Source organism: Providencia sp. PROV255 (genome assembly GCF_028478065.1).
In the GTDB taxonomy this organism is placed as follows: domain Bacteria; phylum Pseudomonadota; class Gammaproteobacteria; order Enterobacterales; family Enterobacteriaceae; genus Providencia; species Providencia rettgeri.
Genome location: NZ_JAMPMI010000009.1, coordinates 201,444 through 224,031, shown reverse-complemented (window position 1 = coordinate 224,031; position 22,588 = coordinate 201,444). Strand labels below are relative to the sequence as shown.

The following is a 22,588-nucleotide window of genomic DNA, read 5'->3' as shown; positions in this document are numbered from 1 at the left end:
TAAATTGAAATGAATGTTTTATTTGGTATATTCCGTAATATCCAAATAGTGGATTTAAGGTATCAAGGAGCATTTGAATGTTCAATATAGCACTATTCGGCGCAGGACGTATCGGACAGGTTCATGCTGTTAATATTGCCGGCCATAAAGAAACCAAACTTTATTCTGTCATCGACCCTTATCAACCGAATGCGGTTGCCTTGGCTGAAAAATACCAAGCAAAAGTACAGACGACAGAAGAAGCAATGCAAGACCCTAATATACAAGGGGTTTTAATCGCTTCAGCCACAGATACTCACGCTGATTTAATCGAACTCGCAGCCAAACATAAAAAAGTGATCTTCTGTGAAAAGCCTGTTCATCTCGATCTTGAGCGTGTGAAACAGTGTTTAAAAAGCGTGAAAGAACATAATGTTCCACTGTTTATTGGTTTTAATCGTCGTTATGACCCTCAATTTCGCCACTTGAAAAATTTATTCCAACAAGGCGCTATTGGTAAAGCAGAATCTTTAATTATCACGTCTCGTGATCCGTCACCACCACCTGCGGAATACGTCAAAGTCTCCGGTGGTATGTTCAGAGATATGACGATTCATGACTTTGATATGGCGCGCTTTATGATTGGCGAAGAGCCTTGCTCTGTCTATGCACAAGGCAGCAATGTTGTTGACCCTGCTATCGGCCAAGCAGGTGATATTGATACTGCATTTATTATCTTAAAATTTCCATCAGGCGCAATGGCGACCATCTCTAACAGCCGTCGTTCAGGTTACGGTTATGACCAACGCATTGAATTACATGGTGAAAAAGGCTTATTAACGGCAGGTAATATTAAAGAGAACAGTGTTGCGCTGTTAAGCGAAGTTGGATGTTTATCTGCCAAGCCAGAGTATTTCTTCTTACAACGTTACCATGAAGCATACCAAGCAGAGTGGCAGCATTTTGTTGATATCTTAGCAGGCCGTGCGGAATCTGAAACGACAGGTACCGATGGTGAATTGGCTTTATATCTTGCAGACAAAGCGCTGGAATCATTAAAAACGGGTAAAGAAGTTAAATTGTAATTAATGCGGTAATACTATTTAACTTAATTATAGACTTGCGGTTAAAAATGTATTTTTAGCCGCAATTGTAAATATATTCATTTATCAATGAGTATATAAAATACTGACCTTACTTTTATTTAATACTCTTTAGGCTTTCAATATTCTGAGATTAATTGAGGCTTTTTATAATCTTACTTTCTTTAATTTAACTGATGTATTTATCGTTTTTAAATTCGCGAAAACTATTTTCAAAGAGTTTATCGAACAGGCCTAAAGCTAGCAAAGTAGCGATTCAAACCAGAGTGCCAGAAACTTATTTCATTATTTAACATTTAACATTAAACATTTATTTAAATATTGAAAAATTGTTTTTTTGGTAAGACATAATGATTCAAATAATAAGGTAATAATATGTCATTAATCATGAATCTCAATCAACAACAGAGAAAAAGGTTGCACCAAATAACCTTGGTTGCAACCTTTGGTGGATTACTATTTGGTTATGATACTGGTGTCATTAACGGTGCATTTTCATCACTGAAAGAAAACATGGGATTAACGCCAACCACGGAAGGGCTGGTAATGAGTGTCCTATTAGTGGGCGCGGCATTAGGCAGTGTTTGTGGTGGACGTGTAGCAGACTTTGTCGGGCGCCGTACTTATTTGCTTTACCTCTCATTTCTGTTTTTATTTGGGGCATTTTTATCTGCGGCGGCTCCAAACATTGAAGTTCTTCTTATTGCTCGGTTTATATTGGGGTTTGCGGTGGGCGGGGCTTCAGTGACAGCACCGACATTTATTTCGGAAGTGGCCCCGACTGAAATGCGGGGAAAACTTACCGGACTCAATGAAGTTGCTATTGTTATCGGGCAGTTAGCGGCATTTGCTATCAATGCGATTATCGGTTCTATTTGGGGTCATCTACCGGATGTCTGGCGTTATATGTTGTTAGTGCAGGCGGTACCTGCATTGTGCCTATTATTTGGTATGTGGAAAGCGCCTGAAAGCCCACGCTGGCTAATGAGTAAAAACCGTCGTGAAGAAGCGCTGAAAATTTTAAAGCAAATTCGCCCTGAAAAACGTGCTATTCAAGAATATGAAGATATCGTGACCTTATTAGATGTTGAAGCTGCGGAAGCTAAACGTCATCCGAATGCCAATAAACAAAATTTAGCGTTAATTTTTAATACGCCTTGGATTTTTAAATTGGTATTAATTGGGATGGTGTGGGCGGCATTACAGCAAACGACTGGGGTTAACGTTATTATGTATTATGGTACAGAAATTCTCAAAACAGCGGGTTTTTCTGAGCAAACTTCTTTAGTTTTCAACGTATTAAATGGTGTGTTTTCTGTTGGTGGTATGGTGATAGGGGTACTATTCCTTGTTGACCGATTTAAACGTAAGACACTGATTGTTGGTGGTTTTGCTCTAATGGCATCGTTACACTTATTAATTGCAGCAACAGACTACTTCTTAACCGGGGATGTTAAAGCAACATTAATTTGGTTACTTGGCGCGGTGTTTGTTGGGGTTATGCAAGGAACAATGGGCTTTTTAACTTGGGTAGTACTTGCAGAGCTATTTCCACTTAAAATCCGCGGGTTATCTATGGGGATCTCAGTCTTCTTTATGTGGATTATGAATGCGATTGTGAGTTATTTATTCCCTGTATTACAAGCAGAACTTGGTTTAGGTCCAGTATTCTTAATTTTTGCGGTAATAAACTACTTAGCTATCGTTTTTGTGGTGAAGTTATTACCAGAAACATCAAACAAATCATTAGAGCAATTAGAAGAAGAGCTCTCATCAATGTAATTATTACTTATTGGTGGTGTGAATATACCTAATTAACTTAATCGAGGGTTGGATATGATAGAACAACTAACCACAAGTAATTTGCATTTAGGTTGTCAGGCAAGAAATAAAGCTGAAGTACTCAAAATGGTGGGTACGGAATTTAAAAATAAAGGTTATGTTGATAGGGATTGTGTGCATTTCTTAACGGAAAGGGAACAACAAATATCAACATTCTTGGGGAATGGCATTACGTTGCCTCATCTACCTAAGTCCGCCAATGATATTATTTTGCATACCGGTGTTGAAATTTTTCAATTTCCTGACGGGGTGATATGGGACCGAACCAATGTGATGTTTATCGCAATAGGTGTGATTGCAAAATCAAGGGAACACATTGATGTACTTAGGGAAATTGCACTGATTTTCAGTGATGAGTTTATTGCCAATGCATTGTCTTTGACGTCAAGTAAAGAAGAATTTTTAAGCATTCTTCATCGCTAGCTTTGGGTTTTGAAGCGAGTATGGGATCTTTACCTGATCCCATACTCAATAAATTTCATCTTTGGTTATTCTATTTCATTTCATTCCAGGTTATTACCTCTTTATTGTTTTCATCCTCTCTGAAATTAATAATTATTTTCTTATATATTAGCTAATTACATTAAAAGTTAACGTTGGATCACATAATGAAATTAATATTCTCAATAATATTGATAATGAAACGAATGTTCCGTATAACATGATTATTGAAATAAAAATCTGGAACAAGTATTAGGCCAGCCATTGTGTTACAAAAAATGAGCGAGAGGTAGAACAGATGAAAGAGATCCGTATCGGGATGATAGGTACTGGCTATATAGGACGAGCTCATGCCATTGCTTATGCACAAGCAGCAACCGTTTTTCCATTACAGGGAAAATTGGTTCGTGAAATGATAGCAGAAATTACCCCTGAGTTAGCACAGACCCGAGCTCAGGAAATGGGATTTAATCGTGCAACCGATGACTGGCGAAAATTAGTTGCAGATCCAAATATTGACGTGGTGGATATCTGTTCGCCTAATTTCCTGCACAAAGAAATGGCAATGGAGGCAATTAAGCACGGTAAACACGTTTATTGCGAAAAACCATTAGCGCTCAATTCTGAAGATGCCAAAGAAATGGTCGAAGCGGCTAAAAAGGCGGGAGTCTTAACGTTAGTGGGGTTCAATTATATGAAAAACCCTACCTCTCAGCTAGCCAAAGAAATCATTGCAAATGGCGAAATTGGAGAAGTTATCCATTTTTATGGCACCCATAATGAAGATTATATGGCTGACCCTAGCGCGCCGATTCACTGGCATTGTTTTAAAGAAAAAGCTGGCCTAGGTGCTCTGGGCGATTTATCTGCACATATTATTAATATGGCGCAATTCCTCGTAGGGGATATTGAAACCGTTTGTGGTGATATGGAAATTGTCATTAAACAGCGTCCAGAAAAAGCGGGGTCAGCCGTTATGGTTACGGTTGAAAATGAAGATCAGGCGCATGCCATGGTGCGTTTTGCTGGTGGCGCAATGGGTGTCATAGAAACTTCACGAATCGCAGCTGGCCGTAAAATGGGGCTAACTTATGTGGTGACTGGCACCAAAGGAACACTGTCTTTCACCCAAGAAAGAATGGCAGAGCTAAAGCTCTATCGTCATGATGAACCTAGCAATCGTCAAGGTTTTAAAACCATTTTTGTGGGGCCAGAGCACCCGGATTATGCGCCATTTTGTAATGGTGCAGGCCATGGTATTGGCTTTAATGACCAAAAAACAGTTGAAGTGCGTGATTTAATTGATGGCGTTGCAACAGGGCAGCCAATGTGGCCTGATTTTGAAGAGGGCTGGAAAGTATCACGAATATTAGACGCGATAGCACGTTCATATGATGAACAACGTTGGGTTAACGTTAAAGAAATCAATTAATTCTGTTGTAGTTAAGGGGTAATTAATGGATAAGCAGAAGAAGTTAGATGTTATCTGTATGGGCCGTATTGCCGTTGACCTGTACGGACAACAGATAGGTTCTCGTTTAGAAGATGTGAGTTCGTTTGCCAAATATTTAGGCGGCTCTTCTGGAAACGTGGCATTCGGCACTGCAATACAAGGATTAAAATCGTCAATGCTTGCCCGTGTGGGGGATGAGCACATGGGACGCTTTTTACGTGAGGAATTACAGCGGGTAGGCTGTGATACCAGCCATCTTATTACAGACAAAGACAGATTAACGGCATTAGTTATCTTAGGGATCAAAGATCAGGATACTTTCCCATTAATTTTCTATCGTGATAACTGTGCAGATATGGCGATTACGCCAAATGATTTTACGGAAGAATATATTGCATCCGCGCGTTGCTTGGCAATTACAGGAACGCATTTATCTAATCCGAAAACCCGCGCGGCGGTATTGAAAGCGTTGGAATATGCTAAACATAATAACGTCAAAACAGCCATTGATATCGATTATCGCCCAGTCTTATGGGGGTTAACGTCTCTCGGTGATGGTGAAACGCGTTTTATTGCGTCTGATAGCGTGACTGCGCAGCTACAAGAAGTATTATCGCAGTTTGACCTGATTGTAGGTACCGAAGAAGAGTTCCACATTGCTGGTGGCACAACGGATACCGTTCAAGCCCTTAAAAATATCCGTCAATTAACGGATGCAGAACTAGTATGCAAGCGTGGCTCTCTTGGCTGCTCCGTATTTAGCGGTGCAATCCCCGAAACCTTGGACGAAGGGATCACTGTTCATGGTGTCAGAGTTGAAGTACTTAACGTATTAGGTGCTGGCGATGCATTTATGTCTGGTCTACTACGCGGTTATTTAAACGGTGATGGTTGGGAAAAAGCCTGTGCTTATGCGAACGCTTGTGGGGCTTTAGTGGTTTCTCGCCATGGCTGTGCGCCTGCAATGCCAACAAAAATCGAGTTAGATAATTACCTTGAACGTGCTGCGGCAGTACCACGTCCAGATCTCGATCCTATACTCAACCATTTACATCGAGTGACTTCACGTCGCACACAGTGGAATGAGCTCTGTGTTATGGCATTCGACCATCGCATCCAATTTGTTGATATGGCTCGTAATGCTGGTGCTGATATTTCTTGTATTCCTTATCTGAAGAAATTGATTTTCCGTGCCAGTAGTGAAGTGGCGCAAGAAGCAAATTTACAAGGTAAAGCAGGGCTACTTTGCGACAGTACCTTTGGCCAAGACGTATTGAATGACGTGACTGGTCGTGGTTGGTGGATAGGCCGTCCAATTGAGCTACCGGCATCAAGACCATTGTGCTTAGAACATGGCAATATCGGTTCTCAGCTGATCAGTTGGCCAAAAGAGCATATTGTGAAATGTTTGGTATTTTTCCATCCAGAAGACAACCATCCCCTGCGTTTAGAGCAAGAAAAAACAGTTCAAGAAGTTTACAGCGCTTGCTGCCAATCAGGGCATGAATTATTGCTTGAAGTGATATTACCCGCAGATATGGAACGCAATGATGAGCTGTATTTACGCGCAATCAAACGCTTCTATAACTTAGGTATCAAGCCTGATTGGTGGAAATTACCACCACTACAAGCAGAAAATTGGGATGCGGTTGACCGATTAATTCAAGAGCGTGACCCATATTGCCGCGGTGTCGTACTCTTAGGGCTTGATGCGCCACAAGCTGAGTTACAAGCGGGTTTTAATGCCGCAGCTGGAAAATCCATCGTCAAAGGATTTGCTGTTGGTCGTACCTTATTTGGTAAGCCTTCGTTGGAGTGGATGAAAGGTGAAATCAATGACGATGAGCTGGTTCAGAAAATCAAAACTAATTACTTAAACCTGATAGCCCTATGGCGTCAGCGTAAATAATATTACTTTTACCTACACAGGAGCTTCATCATGGCAATCCAACTTGGTATTAACCCGTTGACATGGACGAATGATGATTTACCCACTTTAGGGGCAGAAACATCTCTAGAAACATGTTTAACTGAAGGCCGTCAAGCAGGTTTCGCTGGTTTTGAATTAGGTAATAAATTTCCACGCAAAGCGGAGATTCTAGGGCCGATTTTAAAACAGCATGACTTACAACTGGTTTCAGGCTGGTATTCGGGAGAACTATTATCTCGCAGCGTGGAAGAAGAAATTGAAGCGGTACAAGGGCACTTAGCGTTACTGCGTGATTTAGGCGCTAAAGTGATGGTGTTTGCAGAAGTGACCAACTGTATTCATGGCGACCAAAACAAACCTGTTCATATGCGTCCATTGTTCCCAGCCGATAAATGGGAAGAATACGGTAAGAAACTGACCGAATTCGCGAAATATACCTTATCTCAAGGCGTGAAAATCGCCTATCACCACCATATGGGAACCGTGATTGAGTCAGCAGAAGATGTTGATAACCTAATGAAGCACACGGGCGATGAGGTCGGTTTATTGCTAGATACTGGCCACTTAACCTTTGCTGGCGCAGACCCGGTTGAAGTGGCTAAACGTTGGGCAAAACGGATCAATCACGTACATTGCAAAGATGTCCGTGCAGATGTCCTAAAAGATGTTAAAAACCGTAAAACCAGCTTCTTAGATGCCGTATTAGCCGGTGTGTTCACGGTACCGGGTGATGGTTGCGTTAACTATCCTGACGTGTTTAAGGTATTGAAAAATAGCCAATATGAAAATGGCTGGCTGGTGGTTGAAGCAGAGCAAGACCCTGCGATTGCGCATCCATTAACTTATGCCACATTGGGTTACAACAATTTGTCTAAGTTTGCTAAGGATGCGGGTTTAATCTAAATCGTCGTCATATTTCAGTCTGTGGCGTTGTTGGCTTCGCTTACCCCCCCTAGTCACATACTTGTGTATGCTCCTAGGGATTGGTGCGCTAGCCGCCTAGCCACAAACTGAACTATTTGATTGATGAAACGGTTAGTGACTAAAAAGAATTGCCTATCTAGAATCTAAAAAGTGTCAGAGGAAAGTTATGTCAAAATTATTGTCGAAATACCATGCTCCAGATGCACATAAGCGTACTCAGCATATCACTCCACAAATCGCTAACTGGGGTTATGTTCACTTTGATGTTTACGAATTAAAACAAGGTGAGTCTATTTCCTTACCTGCTTCTGAAAATGAAATGTGCTTAGTCTTAGTAGCAGGTAAAGCGACGATTAAAACAACTAATCAAACGTTTGAAAACATTGGCGACCGAATGGATCCTTTCGAACGTAAAAAACCCTATGCTGTGTATGTGACAGCCCAAGAGTTTGCTGAGGTCATCGCAGATACCGATCTTGAATTGGCCGTTTGCAGTGCTAAAGGAAAGGGCACCTATCCAACACGTTTAATTGGTCCAGATGATATTGGTGCAGAGCAACGTGGCCATGGTTATAACAAGCGCTACGTGCATAATATTTTACCGGATGATAAAGCCGCTGATAGCTTATTAGTCGTGGAGGTCTTTACAGATGAAGGCTGCACCAGCTCTTATCCAAGCCATAAACATGACACCGATAATGAACCCAATGAAACTTATCTAGAAGAAACCTATTATCATCGTTTAAATCCATCTCAAGGTTTTTGTATGCAGCGTGTTTACACTGACGACCGCGAGTTAGATGAGTGCATGGCGGTATATAACAAAGATGTTGTTATGGTACCAAAAGGGTATCACCCAATGGCGACAGTGGCTGGCTATGATAACTATTACCTTAATGTGATGGCGGGACCAACACGTAAATGGTTATTTACATGGGAAAAAGACCATAACTGGGTGAACAGCGAAATCTATGCAGCGAAACATCGTGAAAAGTAAGTTAAAAACAGCAATATGTGAATGAATTAAGTTCTGTTATCTATCTTTGCCGGTAACTATTTACCGGCTTTTTTATGCTTAAACTTAATAGGCTGCGGTAAATTGTTGGCGAATAAATTGTGAATTATTCACTTCATCAAGAATAGCAACTGCAAAGTCTTCAACAGAAATTTTAGCGGGAGTATTACCATTCATTAATAATTGATTCCCGCCAAGCCGGAAGGTTTCTGTTCTTTCTCCTTCTTCAAGCATGGCGGCAGGAGAAACGTAGGTCCAATCTAATGAATCAATGGATTGTAATTGGTTTTTAAATTCTCTCATTGCTTGGGCGCCAGGCTTTATTTCAGCAGGAAAATCAGGGGAGTCAATTAAATCAATACCTGCAGTGGTTTTTAGACTTCCTGCACCACCCACCACAATGAACCGTTTGACCATGGATTTTTGTACAGCATGTAAAATTGCGAGGTTACCCGCAACAGTATCTTGATACAAATTAGGGTTCTGCCAACCGCCATTAAACGCACTGATGACAACATCCTGCCCCTTTAGCCGAGAGGTTAACCATGGAATATCGGTGATATCTCCAGCCGCGGTGATTAAGTGAGCGTGTTGAGATAGTTGATTACTATGACGAGAAATCGCTGTTACTTGGTGATGCCGAAGTAGCGCTTCAGCAACTAATGCTCTGCCAACAAAACCTGTTGCGCCAATAATCGATATTTTCATCTTCAGTTCCTCTTTGCTTGAATGTCACACTCAAGAATAATGATACTGATAGGGCTAGGCTTTAGGACTAAGACTTCTTTTCCCAATGTGTTCTTTTTTGAGTATAGAACAGACGTTCTTATTGGGGAATATGCTTAATTTTATTTTGTTTCTCTAAATAACTTTAAAATAATACTCGTCATGATGGCGATGGTTCCTCCTAAGGCGGTTTCAAGAACGCGGTCAAACAATAATTCATAGGTTGGGTGACGCCAATATATAACGAGCTCAAGAATGGATAAAATTAAGCTTGTCACGACAAATGTCATAAACGTATATCCATGATGAAAACTCATTGGCATTAAAAAGGCGAATACCACAACTGCAATTAAACCGATGTATGGCATAAGTGGTAGGTTGAATAAAAAATACAGCAATAAAACAGAAATAAGGCTGCCTAAGACTCTCTGCAAAGTAATTTTAACGATGCTTTGTGATTTTGGATGCAATACAAAAACAAAGGTCAATAATGTCCAATAAAAGTGCCCTAGATCTATACTGCGTGGAATGGCAAGTGCGAGTAATAGCCCTAAAGCATAAATCATCGAACGGGGAATAATATTTTTTCTCAACGTAAACAAATTTTGTTCAACTAAAGCACTCGTAATAACGCTATGGCGTGTCATTTTATGACTAAGGAGATAATACGTGATTAGCGTTACTCCACTGCCAATAATAAAACCTAACGCCAAACTTCTTGATATATCAGGTAAAATGGTGCCAATTGTCGACATGATAATCATAAACTTCATCGTTAAATCCATTGCGGGATCTGTGCCATACAATTGGTAATAAATGAACGAAAAAATGGCGAGATAAATATAATACGCCGTACCAAGCCGCAGGGTATCACCGATAAAAATAGCCACTAAAATCATCAATAAACAACAAGCGGTGTAAGCATAGTTTTTATATTCTTTTGCTGCATTGAATAAATTAAATGAATACAGTGTTGAGAATGTCGCCCACATCGCTGCTTGCGCATCTAAAATCACAAAAGCAGTTGCGGCACTAAAAAACATACAGCTGGTAAAAATAATCCCATCATGAATAGCAGGAAACGTTCTCATAATTCGATGCTCGTAAATAGAAGCTTAACTCATTAATTAATAACGTAATTAAATATTATACGGTGTGAAATTTCAAGGCAATCACTCAGTATTTATGACAAGTTACCATTAAATGGTATCAGTGGTGTTGTTAGTATTGATATTCTGTTTTTATGTGACAAAAAAGGCATAATAGGGAAGAGCAGTCGTAGCAATCATAAAGGTAATAAAATGCAAATAATCAATCCTCATGATTTTGTTTGGGTCAGCAGTAATAATGATGTCGCGATAGAATCGCTTCCTGAATGGGTTGGCTCACAATGGAACAGTAAATTACCGTTGACGGTATATCGAAATAAAGCGGATGAGAATAAACTGACTGTCGCAATTCGAGGAATTAAGCCACACCAACGCATCACGACACAAATTGAAAAATCGGCAATCACGCATATTATGAATGTGGAATCCTTGGTGGCAAATTCGGTGGAACTACAACGTTCAATGTTTATTGCTTTACCACCTGTGCAGGTTTTATGGATCATTTCGCAAACTAAATGGCCTTGGCAATGGGGAGTCACAGGCAGCTGTGCTTACACTTTAGCGACAGATATCCAAAGTATGTTGTCAGACTGCGACCTTGATGTGGTCATTCGCTGTCCGAACCCTCAAGAAAAAGAAGATTTTGCTGAGTTTGCTATTAAGGCGAATACACCCTATTGCCCAATCGATATCCATGTTGAAACGCCGAAGGGTGGGTTTTCATTAGCAGAGTGGTTTAAAAATGAACAGGTTACATTACACACACCACTTGGCGATATTATGACGGCAGACCCATGGGATGAAAAATTATAGCTGCTGTTTGTCTGTTAAATAACCGACTGTAGCTTGAATAGCCGACAAATTGATTAAATATTAATTTTGATGTTCGAGCAGGTGATTTTTTACTAATCAAATAAAATCGGAGGCACATAATGCCTCCCCACTCGCTTATTATTAATGCTCAATATTCGGTTCTTGTAAACCTGCGTCATGCCATTCTTTCATTGCAGGCAAAACTAAAACTCGGTCAACCCATTGTTTAGCCGCTGGGCTTACAGGTAAATGATAACTGCGGATTCGGAAGGCAACGGGTGCAAAGAAGGCATCTACAGCCGTAAATTCATTGCCCGCAAGCCAAGGGCCGCCAAATTGGTTCAACCCATCCTGCCATAGTTTCTGCAAGCGGTTTAAGTCAGTTTGTAATTCAATTGAAATATTATTAAGTGGTGCATTATGAGCACCATCCATCGGACACTGCTGGCGTAACGCACTAAAACCTGAGTGCATTTCTGCGCTAGCACTTCGAGCCCATGCTCTGGCTTTGCGATCTTTTGGCCAGACTTGCGGGAAGTCTTCTGCAATATATTCACAAATGGCTAATGAATCCCATATTGTTTGGTTTTCATCGATTAAACAAGGGACTAAACCGGTAGGGGAAAAACGACTGAATTTCTCATGACTGCTTTTACCGTTTTCAAATAAACACAAATTTTCTTCAAACGGGATCTGTAATACCTTTAGTAAAACCCATGGGCGCAATGACCATGAAGAGTAGTTTTTATTTGCTATCCAAAGTTTATACATAGTATTTAACCTATCAGTCAGTTCGCGCAATGTTAAAAGGACGAATACCAATGTATGGGGAAAAAGGCAGACCTACAAATGTTATTTTATCGAAAATAGCTTATATCTATTAGGAATAAGCTAGATTTAATTGAAATTAATAAATAAATGAACTAAGTATTTAGTTACGACCATTTACAAAAGTGGAAGAATCTTTATTCAACTTTTATAATTAAAACTAGACAAAATCAAATAGTAATCTATTTTTCATTATGTTGATCGTATTTGAATGTCTTCAACAAAATATTTGTTTAACTTTGGGATAGGAATAAAATTAATTTCACCTTATGATTATTACGGCTTAGTTAATAAAATATTACCTTCTTCTCTAAATGGTTTTTATCATGCAATGGAAAAATAATGCAAGCCGCTATGGGCATATCTCTTTGCTCGTACATTGGCTAGTCGCAATTGTCGTATATGGAATGTTCGCTTTAGGTTTATGGATGGTGACACTAGGCTATTATGATAGTTGGTATCATCAAGCTCCTGAGATACATAAAAGTATAGGAATATTATTATTTATTGTTATGGCATTTCGTGTGATTTGGCGATTTATTTCACCGCCGCCGAAGCCATTAGCAAGCTACAGTAAATTAACGAAAGCTAGCTCTATTATTGTTCAAATTCTGATTTATATTATTTTATTCAGTATTTTGATCAGTGGTTATTTAATCTCAACCGCTGATGGACAACCTATTAGTGTGTTTGGTTGGTTTGATGTTCCTGCACTATTTACCGGTGCTGCGACACAAGCAGATACCGCAGGTGAAGTTCATTTATATTTAGCTTGGGCAGTGGTTCTATTATCAGTGTTGCATGCTTTTGCAGCTTTTAAACATCACTTTTTTGATCGTGATATTACATTAAAAAGAATGTTGGGCTTTAACCCCGATAAGTAACGTGGAGATAATTATGTTGAAGAAAACGGTTCTTGGTCTGGCTACTGGTGCACTTTTTTTAACGGCAGGTTCAGCATTAGCAGAAACTTACCAATTTGATAAGCAAGGCCAACACGCGTTTATTGAATTTCGTATTCAGCATTTAGGTTATAGCTGGGTATATGGTAGTTTTAAAGACTTTGATGGGTCTTTTACTTATGATGCAAAAGATCCATCAAAAGATAAAGTCGAAGTTACTATTAAGACAGGTAGCATTGATACTAACCATGCAGAGCGTGACAAACATTTACGCAGTGGTGATTTCTTAAATGCAGCCAAATTCCCTGAAGCGAAATTCGTTTCAACAGAAGTGAAGAAAGACGGTGAAGCCTACAAAATCACTGGTGATTTCACTTTAAATGGTGTCACTAAGCCAATTACATTAGACGCTAAATTAATGGGTGAAGGTAAAGATCCTTGGGGTGGATACCGTGCAGGTTTTGAAGCAGAAGGTAATATTAAGTTAAAAGAATTTAACATCAAATCTGATTTGGGTCCTAAATCTCAAGAAGCACAACTGTTGATTTCAGTTGAAGGTGTTCAAGTTAAATAAGATTTTTATCATAAAAAACCTTCAGGCTTTCGAGTGCTGGAGGTTTTTTTATATCCAGCGTATTATAAATTGTTTCTTTGTGGCAAATTCCCCCGTCTGAACCTCGCAATTTCCCTTATTCCTATAGCTAGACGACTTTAATACAAGCTAAAATAAGCATTATTACTTTTTATCGTTCAATTCGTGGCATTAACACTTTAGATACGTGAATATTATCGGTTTTAGATGCCATGGCATTATATGCAATTGGTTCTACAGTATATAAGTAGCTTGAAAGTGTTTGTGGGGAACCGTTTTACAAGAAAAGGCAGGGTAACTTTGAATACAAATAACTCACGTAAAACCGCATTAATTGTTAGCATTATTTTTATTGCATTTGCATTCGGTTTTTATTGGTTAAGTAAAGATAACAATGTGTTATCTACAGAAAATAATAGTGCAATTCATTCAGAGGCACTTGCTCAAGTTGAAAAAGAATTACCGATTATCGCGACGGTTAAGAAAATAAGCCCTGAAACCTATCAAAGTTTTGAGCATCTAATTACACAATACGACCCAACTAATGAAGATTTACGCCGTCAACTGTTTGACCAAGTAGTCGGGAATGTCATGAAGTTAGTACTAGAGCGTATGGAATATGCCTCTGATGACTCCGTGATTAACTTTACTAGCAGAGTTAATGATTACCTAAAAATCTTATTGGAAGAAGACCCAACGGGAAAAACGTGTTTTTATTCACTATTTCCGCATTTGAGAGAAACAGCAGAAATTATTCCACCACAAAAAAGCCAAGCTGTTTTGTTGAAACAAATTCAGGCAACCAATGAACTTTTAATTTCAAGTGAAGCGGGTGTAAAACAGGCGTTAATGTCCCCGACAGAATATTCTGAGGAATTAACCCAACTTGCTAGTGGGCTTTCTGCAAAGTATGGTGAAGATACTGCAATTCTTGGGAATTTAGAAGCAGGGAAGAAATCACCTGCACTAGCGTGCCGTATTTCTATTAGTTTTTATGATGAAATATTATCTATTCCAGATAATCCGAAAAAAGCGGCATTGTTACGTTCTTTATTTTCATCAGTAAATAATTAATTCTTTTTAGCAAAATGGTGCTGATTAATATTGGTACCTAAGTATTACATTTCATAGCGTTAATCGCACTTTTTTTAATGCATTATTATTTGAGCATAAATAGTTCGTATTTATGTAGTATGCTTATTATATAAATTTATTTTTAACTATTTTGGAGATGGCATGCAATTTATTAAGAAAAGTATCATCGCACTTGCCGCTGCGGCTGCGATATCAATGCCAATTGCAGTAAGTCAAGCTTGTACTCGGGTTGTTTATTTAGGTGAAAATGAACAGATAATGACCGGAAGAACAATGGATTGGAAATACGATATAGGCACTAATCTATGGATCTTTCCTCGAGGTATGGAGCGTGATGGCATTGCAGGACCTAACTCTTTAAAATGGAAATCAAAATACGGTAGTGTGATCGCCTCAGGTTATGATATTTCAACAACTGATGGAGTGAACGAAGAAGGTCTAGTTGCCAATTTATTATGGCTTGCTGAATCAAAATACCCTCAAGTAGATAATAAGCAACCTGCGTTGTCGATATCGCTATGGGCACAATATGTGCTAGATAATTATGCGACAGTGGAAGAGGCTGTTGCAGCGTTAGAAAAAAATCCACTGGTCGTGGCAACGGATAATGTTCCTGGGCAAGATAGGTTAGCGACTTTACATTTGTCATTATCAGATGCGAGTGGCGATAGCGCAATTATTGAATATATTGATGGTAAGCAGGTCATTCATCATAGTCGCAAGTATCAAGTTATGACTAATTCGCCTACTTATGAGAAGCAATTAGCAATGCAGGAATATTGGCAAGGGATTGGTGGTACTGTCATGCTACCGGGGACAAACCGTTCCGCTGATAGATTTGCTCGTGCGCAATTTTATATTAATGCAATTCCTCAGAAAACAACGCCTAATAAAGCGGTCGCCAGTGTTTTCAGTGTCGTACGTAATGTGTCTGTCCCTTACGGATTGACGTCCGAAAATTCACCTGAAATATCGTCAACGCGTTGGCGGACATTAGTTGACCATAAACGTCAGCTCTATTTTTTTGAATCTGCATTGACGCCAAATATTTTTTGGACTGATTTGGCAAAAATTGACTTTTCAGCAGAAACTGGACAAGTGAAAAAGTTGGATCTGGGTGAAGAGCAGAGCCATATTTATTCGGGGGATGCGACCAATAAATATGTGGTTACAAAACCTTTTGAATTCTTAGGGTTAAGTGCGAAACAGTTAGGTTACTAACTTATCCTATAGCGCGTATCAGCCCTCTTTATCTATAGGGGGTTGATATGAATCAAGTCCTCGATAATTTATCCATGAATGTTTTGCAGATAGCAAACGAACGGTATAAGATGTATTTAAAATGCAACTTATTGGTGATGATATGAATAATCTCGTGTGTTACAAAACCATGCCGGTTTGGAATAAAGCGTCTTTACCGTTAATGTTCCAAGAGCGTCATAATACAAAAGAAGATACATATGCACAGTTGAAAGTGCTAAAAGGCTCTTTAGATTTTATCATTTTTAATGAGGATGGCAGCGAACAACATTTTACTTTTGATATTCATAACCAGCCGCCTATTATCGAACCTCAAGTTTGGCATCGTATTTCTGCTTGTAGTGATGACATGGAATGCCAATTGGCTTTTTTATGCAAACCAGAACTGAAATTTTATAAAGAACACGGGTTAACGACTCCACATTCAGAAGTGCGCTACCTGTGTGAGAACCACCTTAGTAAGCCATGTAAAACATTAGATTTAGGCTCGGGAAGAGGCCGAAATAGCTTTTATCTTGCGTTACAGGGTTATGACGTAACCTCGGTAGATATCAACCCTCAGCATATCCAAGCAATTGACTTCGTTAAAAAACAAGCTGGGGTAGAGAATATTCATACGGCTGTTTATGATATTAATAGTCACCAAATACAAGAGAACTACGAACTTATTATTTCCACTGTCGTGCTAATGTTCTTGCAGCGAGAAAAAATCGCCAATGTTATTACTAATATGCAAGAACATACCCTGCCAGGGGGAGTTAACGTTATTGTGTGTGCCGTTGAAACGCCAGATGCACCGCTGGATTTAGTGCCATTTAAATGCTTCTTAAAACCAGGGGAGCTAGAAGGGTATTATAAGGATTGGGATATTTTAAAATATAACGAAAACCCTGGTCATTTACACCGCACTGATTCACAAGGTAATCGTATTAAATTAAATTTTGCAACACTCATTGCACGGAAAAAGTAAGTAAGAGACTTGCATAGGTTATCTTAGTAAAAGAGTTGCCGTGGGTGGCAACTCTTTTTTATTTCTAATCGTTAAGGTTTGCTAGCGGCGGAATTAGCGGTTTCTTTTTCGCTTCGGGCTAAAGTCTTTTCGAGCAAGACAGAATATAGCGGTTTACCACCTAAAAATTGGGCTATCATTGTGGCACCAATACAGGTAATAATCATCGGTAAGATTAACTGGTAGTTATTTGTCATTTCTAAAACTAAAACTATCCCAGTTAATGGTGCTCTGACGGTTGCGGCAAATAATGCTCCCATGCCTGCTATAGCGAAAGTCCCCACTTCAATTTGGTAATTAGGGAATATTTCGAGGGCAGCGTAGCCGAAAACACCACCAAATAAGGTACCAAGGGCGAGTAAAGGGGAGAAAATACCCCCTGGAGCGCCAGAGCTAAAGCTAATCGTCGAAGTTAAAAACCGTAAAGCAAAAAATATGAATAATAAAGTGATGGTAAATTGCCCTGCAACCATCTGGTGGATCACTGAATAGCCGCCACCAACAATTTCAGGTAGATAAACGCCAATTGCACCACAAGCCCCACCAATTAGCCCGCCCATCAATACAAAGCGAGAAATTTTATTTTGGTAAAATGCTAAAAATTTACTTTGTAGGTACAATAAAAAACCATTAAAACAGATACCGATGACACCAAACATTAATCCTAAAATTAAATAAAGCCATAAAGTATTCATCGGTGCAGAGGAGAATTGACCGATATTTAATATAATAGCTTCCCCATTAATTAACCGATAGACAATGGTGGAGGTAACAACACCGATAAATACCGCTTTAATTGAAATTAAACTGTATTTAAATTGCGGGCGCATTTCTTCAATAATAAATAAAATGCCAGCTAAAGGGGCATTAAATGCTGTAGATAAACCAGCAGCAGCACCAGAGGCAAGTAAGGTATGGCGCGACTCATTATCTTTTAAACGAAATAAATCATAAAACATTTGGCTAAGGTTCGCACCAAGCTGTACAGTTGGCCCTTCGCGCCCTAACACCATGCCTGAACCCAATGTCCCTAATCCACCAATAAACTTAACTGGGATGACTCTCCACCATCTTACGGGGCGCAAATCTTGTAATGCACCTTCAATTTCGGGGATCCCAGACCCACCCGATTCAGGGGAGAACCGTTTAACTAGGTAATAGCCTAACATGGCAAGAAGTGCCGAGATAAAAAACATCCCAACAACCATCAGCCATTTTGGAGCAACCCATTCACTCACTGATTGAACGCGATAGTTGCTAATCCAAGTTGTTCCTATTTCAAATAGAGAACCGATAAGACCGACCGCAGCACCAATGAGTGCCGCGAGTAGTAAGATTTTTACAGGTGTTTTATCTGATTCTTTTAACCGTTTAAAAATCCGTAACCGGCTTTTTATCATAGATTTACTTGCTGAATTTACCTGGCTCATCTTTATTGGATTCTCTTTATACGATGGAATAACAAACACTTATAGGTAAGTATAACAAGAGTTACCGTAAGAACGGTATCAGGAAAAAAATAAAATGCAAAATAGTGTATTTAAGCAAGGCAGCTGAAATACAAAAAACAGCAGCACGAATAGCATACTTTCATTACTGTGAATAGTTCTCATTTGCAATGAATATTAATATAGATCAATAAACCATTAGATAATGAATAATTCCACTTTTTTATTCTAATAAAGAGCGTAGTCTTAATGTTGTATTTGAAATGCAACTTTAAGAGGCTAACAACATGTACTGTGTGCAATGTGAACAAACAATTAGAACTCCAGCTGGAAATGGCTGTGCATACGCGCAGGGTATGTGCGGTAAAACAGCAGAAACATCTGACCTTCAAGATTTATTAGTTGCTGTATTGCAAAGCTTATCTGCAAGCGCAGTCACTGCTCGCTCGCTGGGTATTATTGACCATGATATTGATAGTTTTGCTCCGCGCGCATTTTTCTCTACTTTAACTAACGTCAACTTTGATTCAGAACGTATTATCGGTTATGCCCGTGAAGCTATTTATTTGCGTGATAAATTAATCAAACATTGTCAATCTGTGAATAGTGTTGTGGCTTTCAATCATCCATTAATTAATTTGCAATTAAATGGGACTGACATTCCAACCCTACAGGCACAAGCGGCTCAATTTTCATTAGATATTGATAAAGCTGATGTCGGCGAAGACATTCACGGTTTACGTATGTTATGCCTATATGGCCTAAAAGGGGCGGCAGCCTATATGGAACACGCCCATGTTTTAGGTCAGTATGATAATGAGGTTTATGGCCAATACCATGAAATTATGGCTTGGCTTGGAACATTGCCATCAGATATGAATGAGCTGCTTGATAATGCGATGGCTATTGGTCTGATGAATTTCAAGATCATGGAAATTTTGGATGCAGGTGAAACGAGCGAATTTGGTCATCCAACACCAACGGAAGTTAACGTTCGTCCAGTCGCAGGGAAGTGTATTTTAATTTCAGGTCATGACCTGAAAGACTTAAAAATGTTGTTAGAACAAACTGAAGGTACGGGTATCAATGTTTATACCCACGGTGAAATGCTGCCAGCACATGGTTATCCAGAGCTGAAAAAATATGCGCATTTAGTCGGTAACTATGGTAGCGGTTGGCAAAACCAGCAGGTGGAATTTGCTAAGTTCCCAGGGTCTATCTTGATGACCTCTAACTGTATTATTGACCCTGATGTCGGTGATTATAAAGACCGTATCTGGACGCGTAGTATTGTGGGTTGGCCGGGTGCAAAACATTTAGTGGGCGATGATTTTTCTGCAATGATTGCTCAAGCTCAGTCGCTAGCTGGTTTCCCGTATACCGAAATCGAACACAAAATTACAGTTGGCTTCGGTCGTCAAACACTACTCGGTGCGGCAGATGCGGTGATTGATTTAGTTTCACAGAAAAAATTACGTCACGTATTCCTCGTTGGTGGATGCGATGGTAGCCGCGGTGAGCGTAGCTACTACACGGACTTTGCGCGTAGTGTACCCGAAGATTGCTTAATCCTTACACTCGCTTGTGGTAAATATCGTTTTAATAAATTAGATTTTGGTACGTTAGAAGGGCTTCCGCGTTTATTGGATGTGGGCCAATGTAACGATGCGTACTCTGCCATTATGCTTGCGGTGAATCTATCAGAGAAACTTGGTTGTGGTATTAATGACTTACCATTGAGTTTGATTCTGTCTTGGTTTGAGCAAAAAGCAATTGTTATCCTCTTAACATTATTAGCGTTGGGTGTGAAAAATATTTATACCGGCCCAACAGCGCCTGGTTTCTTAACTGAAAACTTATTGAATGTGTTAAATGAGAAATTTGGCATGCGAAGTATTACAACAGTTGAGCAAGATCTGGCAGAAATTTTACCTGCATGATCAATAAACCGATAGAAAAAGCTTAAAAACGATGTGAAAGATGGGGGCAGCGACCCCCTTTAAAGGAGTAGCGCGATGACCATGCCAAGTAGTTTATGTCCAAATAGAATGCAAGTTCATTCTATTATTCAAGAAACATCAGATGTCTGGACAATCAACCTTATCAATCATGATTTTTATACATATTCACCCGGTCAATATGCCTTGGTCAGTATTAAAAATAGTGATGATGTCATGCGTGCTTACACTCTTTCATCATCACCGGGACAAAGTCGTTTTATTTCCATTACTGTCAGGCGGTTAGACGATGGAGAAGGGTCAAATTGGCTAACACGCTCAGTTAAAGAAGGTGACTACCTTTGGCTTTCAGAAGCACAAGGGGAATTCACCTGTGCCAATCTACAAAACTCGCAGTATTTGATGTTAGCTGCTGGGTGTGGGGTGACACCGATTATGTCAATGACACGTTGGCTGATGGTGAATCGCCCAAATTCTCATGTAAAAGTGCTATTCAATGTTCGCGATGATAAGCAAGTTATTTTTGCTGAGGAATGGCAAAAGCTCGTCCGGTTATATCCAGAACGGTTGCAATTGTGTGTCATGGCGGAAACACCAGATAATGGCGATATTGCTCAAGGGCGTTTAACCGAAGACAAATTGAAAGCGTTAGTACCCGATATTAATTCACGAATTGTGATGACGTGTGGGCCTGTACCTTATATGAAAAATGCACAGCAATTTGCTGCAAATTTAGGTGTTCCTGCTGAACATTTCTTTATGGAGCGTTTTTCTACTGAACCAGAAGTTGTTGATAGTGAAGATATTCTTACGTTAAAAATTCGTCAACGATTGGTCGATTTTAAAGTCCCAGTGGGGACGTCTTTATTATCTGCACTGGAGCAAAATAAACAACCTGTTATTGCGGCTTGCCGAGCGGGTGTTTGCGGAAGTTGTAAAACAAAAGTGCTGTCAGGAAATTATACAACCACAAGTACAATGACATTAACCGAAGCAGAAATAGCGGAAGGTTATGTTTTAGCGTGTAGTTGCCAATTGCAGGGCGACACTGAAATAGCGTAAAATTATTTAATATATGCAAACTGTCTCATTAGATTATTAATGGGACAGTATTATAAAATAAATCATAGTAATTATTTACAATACTCGAATTGAGAGTGTAATTAATGTTCCGGTAGTGAACTACGTAAAAAATAAATAGATAATTTGCTGAGTGTATTAATCGCTGACACAGCAACCTCTTTATTTGGGTCTTGACATAAGTCTATGATTCTTATGATGGCATCATTATACTCAATCGTTGCTTTGAAATCTCCTAAAGCAGAAATGGCAGCAATTTTGATTTCATCATTTACGCGAAATGTTAAGTTTGTTAACATTCCAACAATTACTTTATCCATAATAAAACTTTCACTGTTAAATAAAATAAAAAATATTCTAAGATAATTCTTGTGATATTTAATACTGTATTGATGTCTGAAATTAAATATTAACAATTTAAAAGAATAGTTTTTAATGATAATGTCGAATTAAATAGTGATATAAGTGTATTTTCTTATATCATAATTTACTTGTTTGATTATTTTTAATATAAAAAACCAATAGGTGATTAATATTAGTGATTGTATATACTCTAATAAAGCGTTTCAGTTATATTTAATTAGGCTAACTCCTTTATATTGTTTTTTTGTATTATAAGGTAAATCGACAGGTAAGTTTTGATTAATTATCGATAAGATTTACTAAATAATATTACAAATATTATTTAGATTTATCTAAGGGTTGGTTATTGATAAGTAACTAAATATATTTATTTTAATTTGAATATTTAATTTTATTATTAGTTACATTCTGTTACTTTGTGAAGATTTATTTAATATAAACTTAAACGAAACCTAAACAATAAGTTTCTCATGCGTAAAAAACCGTAGATATAGGGTGGCAATTAATTCACCAATGGGTATAATTCGCGCCGCATCCAAAGTGCAGTATCTCGTTAGGCGAGGCTCCTATACAAACATAGGTTACTGATCTGACGACGTCGAGAGACGCCCAAGATTAGGACAGGATATATCGACCGAAGGTATATCCCCATGTAACTTCCTGCTAAATCAGGATACGTTGTATAGTGCTAAAACCGAGACGAAGAGATAGCTTTCGC

General features: G+C 39.0%; 20 protein-coding genes and 1 riboswitch. Of the genes, 15 read left to right on the top strand and 5 right to left on the bottom strand.

Translation table 11 applies throughout. The features are described 5' to 3' along the window. Positions 1-77: 77 nt before the first annotated feature. The 7 genes from iolG (at position 78) to iolB (ending at position 8,669) form a co-directional block, all read left to right on the top strand. Positions 78-1,064, top strand: coding sequence for an inositol 2-dehydrogenase (gene iolG / locus PR725_RS10300; RefSeq protein ID WP_004262138.1), 987 nt, complete (start codon positions 78-80; stop codon positions 1,062-1,064). A gap of 393 nt (positions 1,065-1,457) precedes the next feature. Further along, a complete protein-coding gene (locus PR725_RS10295; protein ID WP_004913304.1) occupies positions 1,458-2,864 on the top strand; it encodes a sugar porter family MFS transporter in 1,407 nt (468 codons plus the stop codon). Between the two features lie 54 nt (positions 2,865-2,918). Next, positions 2,919-3,347, top strand: coding sequence for a PTS sugar transporter subunit IIA (locus PR725_RS10290; RefSeq protein ID WP_004262128.1), 429 nt, complete (start codon positions 2,919-2,921; stop codon positions 3,345-3,347). A 316-nt stretch (positions 3,348-3,663) separates the two neighbouring features. Then, positions 3,664-4,797, top strand: a complete 1,134-nt coding sequence (locus PR725_RS10285) for a Gfo/Idh/MocA family protein (protein WP_004913299.1) — start codon at positions 3,664-3,666, stop codon at positions 4,795-4,797. Between the two features lie 25 nt (positions 4,798-4,822). Further along, positions 4,823-6,727 (top strand): bifunctional 5-dehydro-2-deoxygluconokinase/5-dehydro-2-deoxyphosphogluconate aldolase, encoded by a 1,905-nt coding sequence (locus PR725_RS10280; RefSeq protein ID WP_109912707.1) that lies wholly within the window; start codon positions 4,823-4,825, stop codon positions 6,725-6,727. Positions 6,728-6,757: 30 nt separating this feature from the next. Beyond that, the gene (gene iolE, locus PR725_RS10275; RefSeq protein WP_004913294.1) at positions 6,758-7,651 is read left to right on the top strand and encodes a myo-inosose-2 dehydratase; all 894 of its coding nucleotides are present in this window, start codon (positions 6,758-6,760) and stop codon (positions 7,649-7,651) included. A 187-nt stretch (positions 7,652-7,838) separates the two neighbouring features. Continuing rightward, on the top strand, positions 7,839-8,669 hold the full coding sequence (gene iolB / locus PR725_RS10270) for a 5-deoxy-glucuronate isomerase (protein ID WP_004913292.1): 831 nt from the start codon (positions 7,839-7,841) through the stop codon (positions 8,667-8,669). Positions 8,670-8,753: 84 nt separating this feature from the next. On the opposite strand, the gene PR725_RS10265 is transcribed toward iolB, so the two are convergent. Both PR725_RS10265 and PR725_RS10260 read right to left on the bottom strand, forming a co-directional pair. Then, positions 8,754-9,395, bottom strand: coding sequence for an NAD(P)-dependent oxidoreductase (locus tag PR725_RS10265; protein WP_004913290.1), 642 nt, complete (start codon positions 9,393-9,395; stop codon positions 8,754-8,756). Positions 9,396-9,535: 140 nt separating this feature from the next. After that, on the bottom strand, positions 9,536-10,504 hold the full coding sequence (locus tag PR725_RS10260; RefSeq protein ID WP_004913289.1) for an FUSC family protein: 969 nt from the start codon (positions 10,502-10,504) through the stop codon (positions 9,536-9,538). A 210-nt stretch (positions 10,505-10,714) separates the two neighbouring features. On the opposite strand from PR725_RS10260, the gene PR725_RS10255 reads away from it, so the two are divergent. Further along, positions 10,715-11,335 (top strand): malonate decarboxylase holo-ACP synthase, encoded by a 621-nt coding sequence (locus PR725_RS10255; protein WP_004913285.1) that lies wholly within the window; start codon positions 10,715-10,717, stop codon positions 11,333-11,335. Between the two features lie 141 nt (positions 11,336-11,476). Here PR725_RS10255 and PR725_RS10250 read toward each other — a convergent pair whose 3' ends face one another. After that, positions 11,477-12,106 (bottom strand): glutathione S-transferase family protein, encoded by a 630-nt coding sequence (locus PR725_RS10250; protein ID WP_109912706.1) that lies wholly within the window; start codon positions 12,104-12,106, stop codon positions 11,477-11,479. 383 nt (positions 12,107-12,489) lie between these two features. On the opposite strand from PR725_RS10250, the gene PR725_RS10245 reads away from it, so the two are divergent. The 5 genes from PR725_RS10245 (at position 12,490) to tehB (ending at position 16,982) form a co-directional block, all read left to right on the top strand. After that, positions 12,490-13,047, top strand: a complete 558-nt coding sequence (locus PR725_RS10245; RefSeq protein WP_004913280.1) for a cytochrome b — start codon at positions 12,490-12,492, stop codon at positions 13,045-13,047. Between the two features lie 13 nt (positions 13,048-13,060). After that, positions 13,061-13,639 (top strand): YceI family protein, encoded by a 579-nt coding sequence (locus PR725_RS10240; RefSeq protein WP_042851639.1) that lies wholly within the window; start codon positions 13,061-13,063, stop codon positions 13,637-13,639. Between the two features lie 318 nt (positions 13,640-13,957). Next, the gene (locus PR725_RS10235; protein ID WP_004913275.1) at positions 13,958-14,731 is read left to right on the top strand and encodes a hypothetical protein; all 774 of its coding nucleotides are present in this window, start codon (positions 13,958-13,960) and stop codon (positions 14,729-14,731) included. Positions 14,732-14,893: 162 nt separating this feature from the next. After that, on the top strand, positions 14,894-15,973 hold the full coding sequence (locus tag PR725_RS10230; protein WP_109912705.1) for a linear amide C-N hydrolase: 1,080 nt from the start codon (positions 14,894-14,896) through the stop codon (positions 15,971-15,973). Between the two features lie 121 nt (positions 15,974-16,094). After that, on the top strand, positions 16,095-16,982 hold the full coding sequence (gene tehB, locus PR725_RS10225; RefSeq protein ID WP_004913269.1) for an SAM-dependent methyltransferase TehB: 888 nt from the start codon (positions 16,095-16,097) through the stop codon (positions 16,980-16,982). Positions 16,983-17,053: 71 nt separating this feature from the next. Here tehB and clcA read toward each other — a convergent pair whose 3' ends face one another. After that, positions 17,054-18,451 (bottom strand): H(+)/Cl(-) exchange transporter ClcA, encoded by a 1,398-nt coding sequence (gene clcA / locus PR725_RS10220; protein ID WP_004913264.1) that lies wholly within the window; start codon positions 18,449-18,451, stop codon positions 17,054-17,056. Positions 18,452-18,756: 305 nt separating this feature from the next. Here clcA and hcp point away from each other — a divergent pair, with 305 nt between their 5' ends. Together hcp and hcr are read left to right on the top strand one after the other, a co-directional pair. Then, positions 18,757-20,409 (top strand): hydroxylamine reductase, encoded by a 1,653-nt coding sequence (gene hcp / locus PR725_RS10215; protein ID WP_004913261.1) that lies wholly within the window; start codon positions 18,757-18,759, stop codon positions 20,407-20,409. 75 nt (positions 20,410-20,484) lie between these two features. Further along, a complete protein-coding gene (gene hcr, locus PR725_RS10210; RefSeq protein ID WP_110732108.1) occupies positions 20,485-21,489 on the top strand; it encodes an NADH oxidoreductase in 1,005 nt (334 codons plus the stop codon). A 101-nt stretch (positions 21,490-21,590) separates the two neighbouring features. On the opposite strand, the gene PR725_RS10205 is transcribed toward hcr, so the two are convergent. Next, complete coding sequence (locus PR725_RS10205; protein ID WP_004913253.1) at positions 21,591-21,827, bottom strand: HEAT repeat domain-containing protein; 237 nt, start codon at positions 21,825-21,827, stop codon at positions 21,591-21,593. Between the two features lie 585 nt (positions 21,828-22,412). Further along, a riboswitch (M-box (ykoK) riboswitch) is annotated at positions 22,413-22,584 on the top strand. The last annotated feature ends 4 nt before the right edge of the window (positions 22,585-22,588 follow it).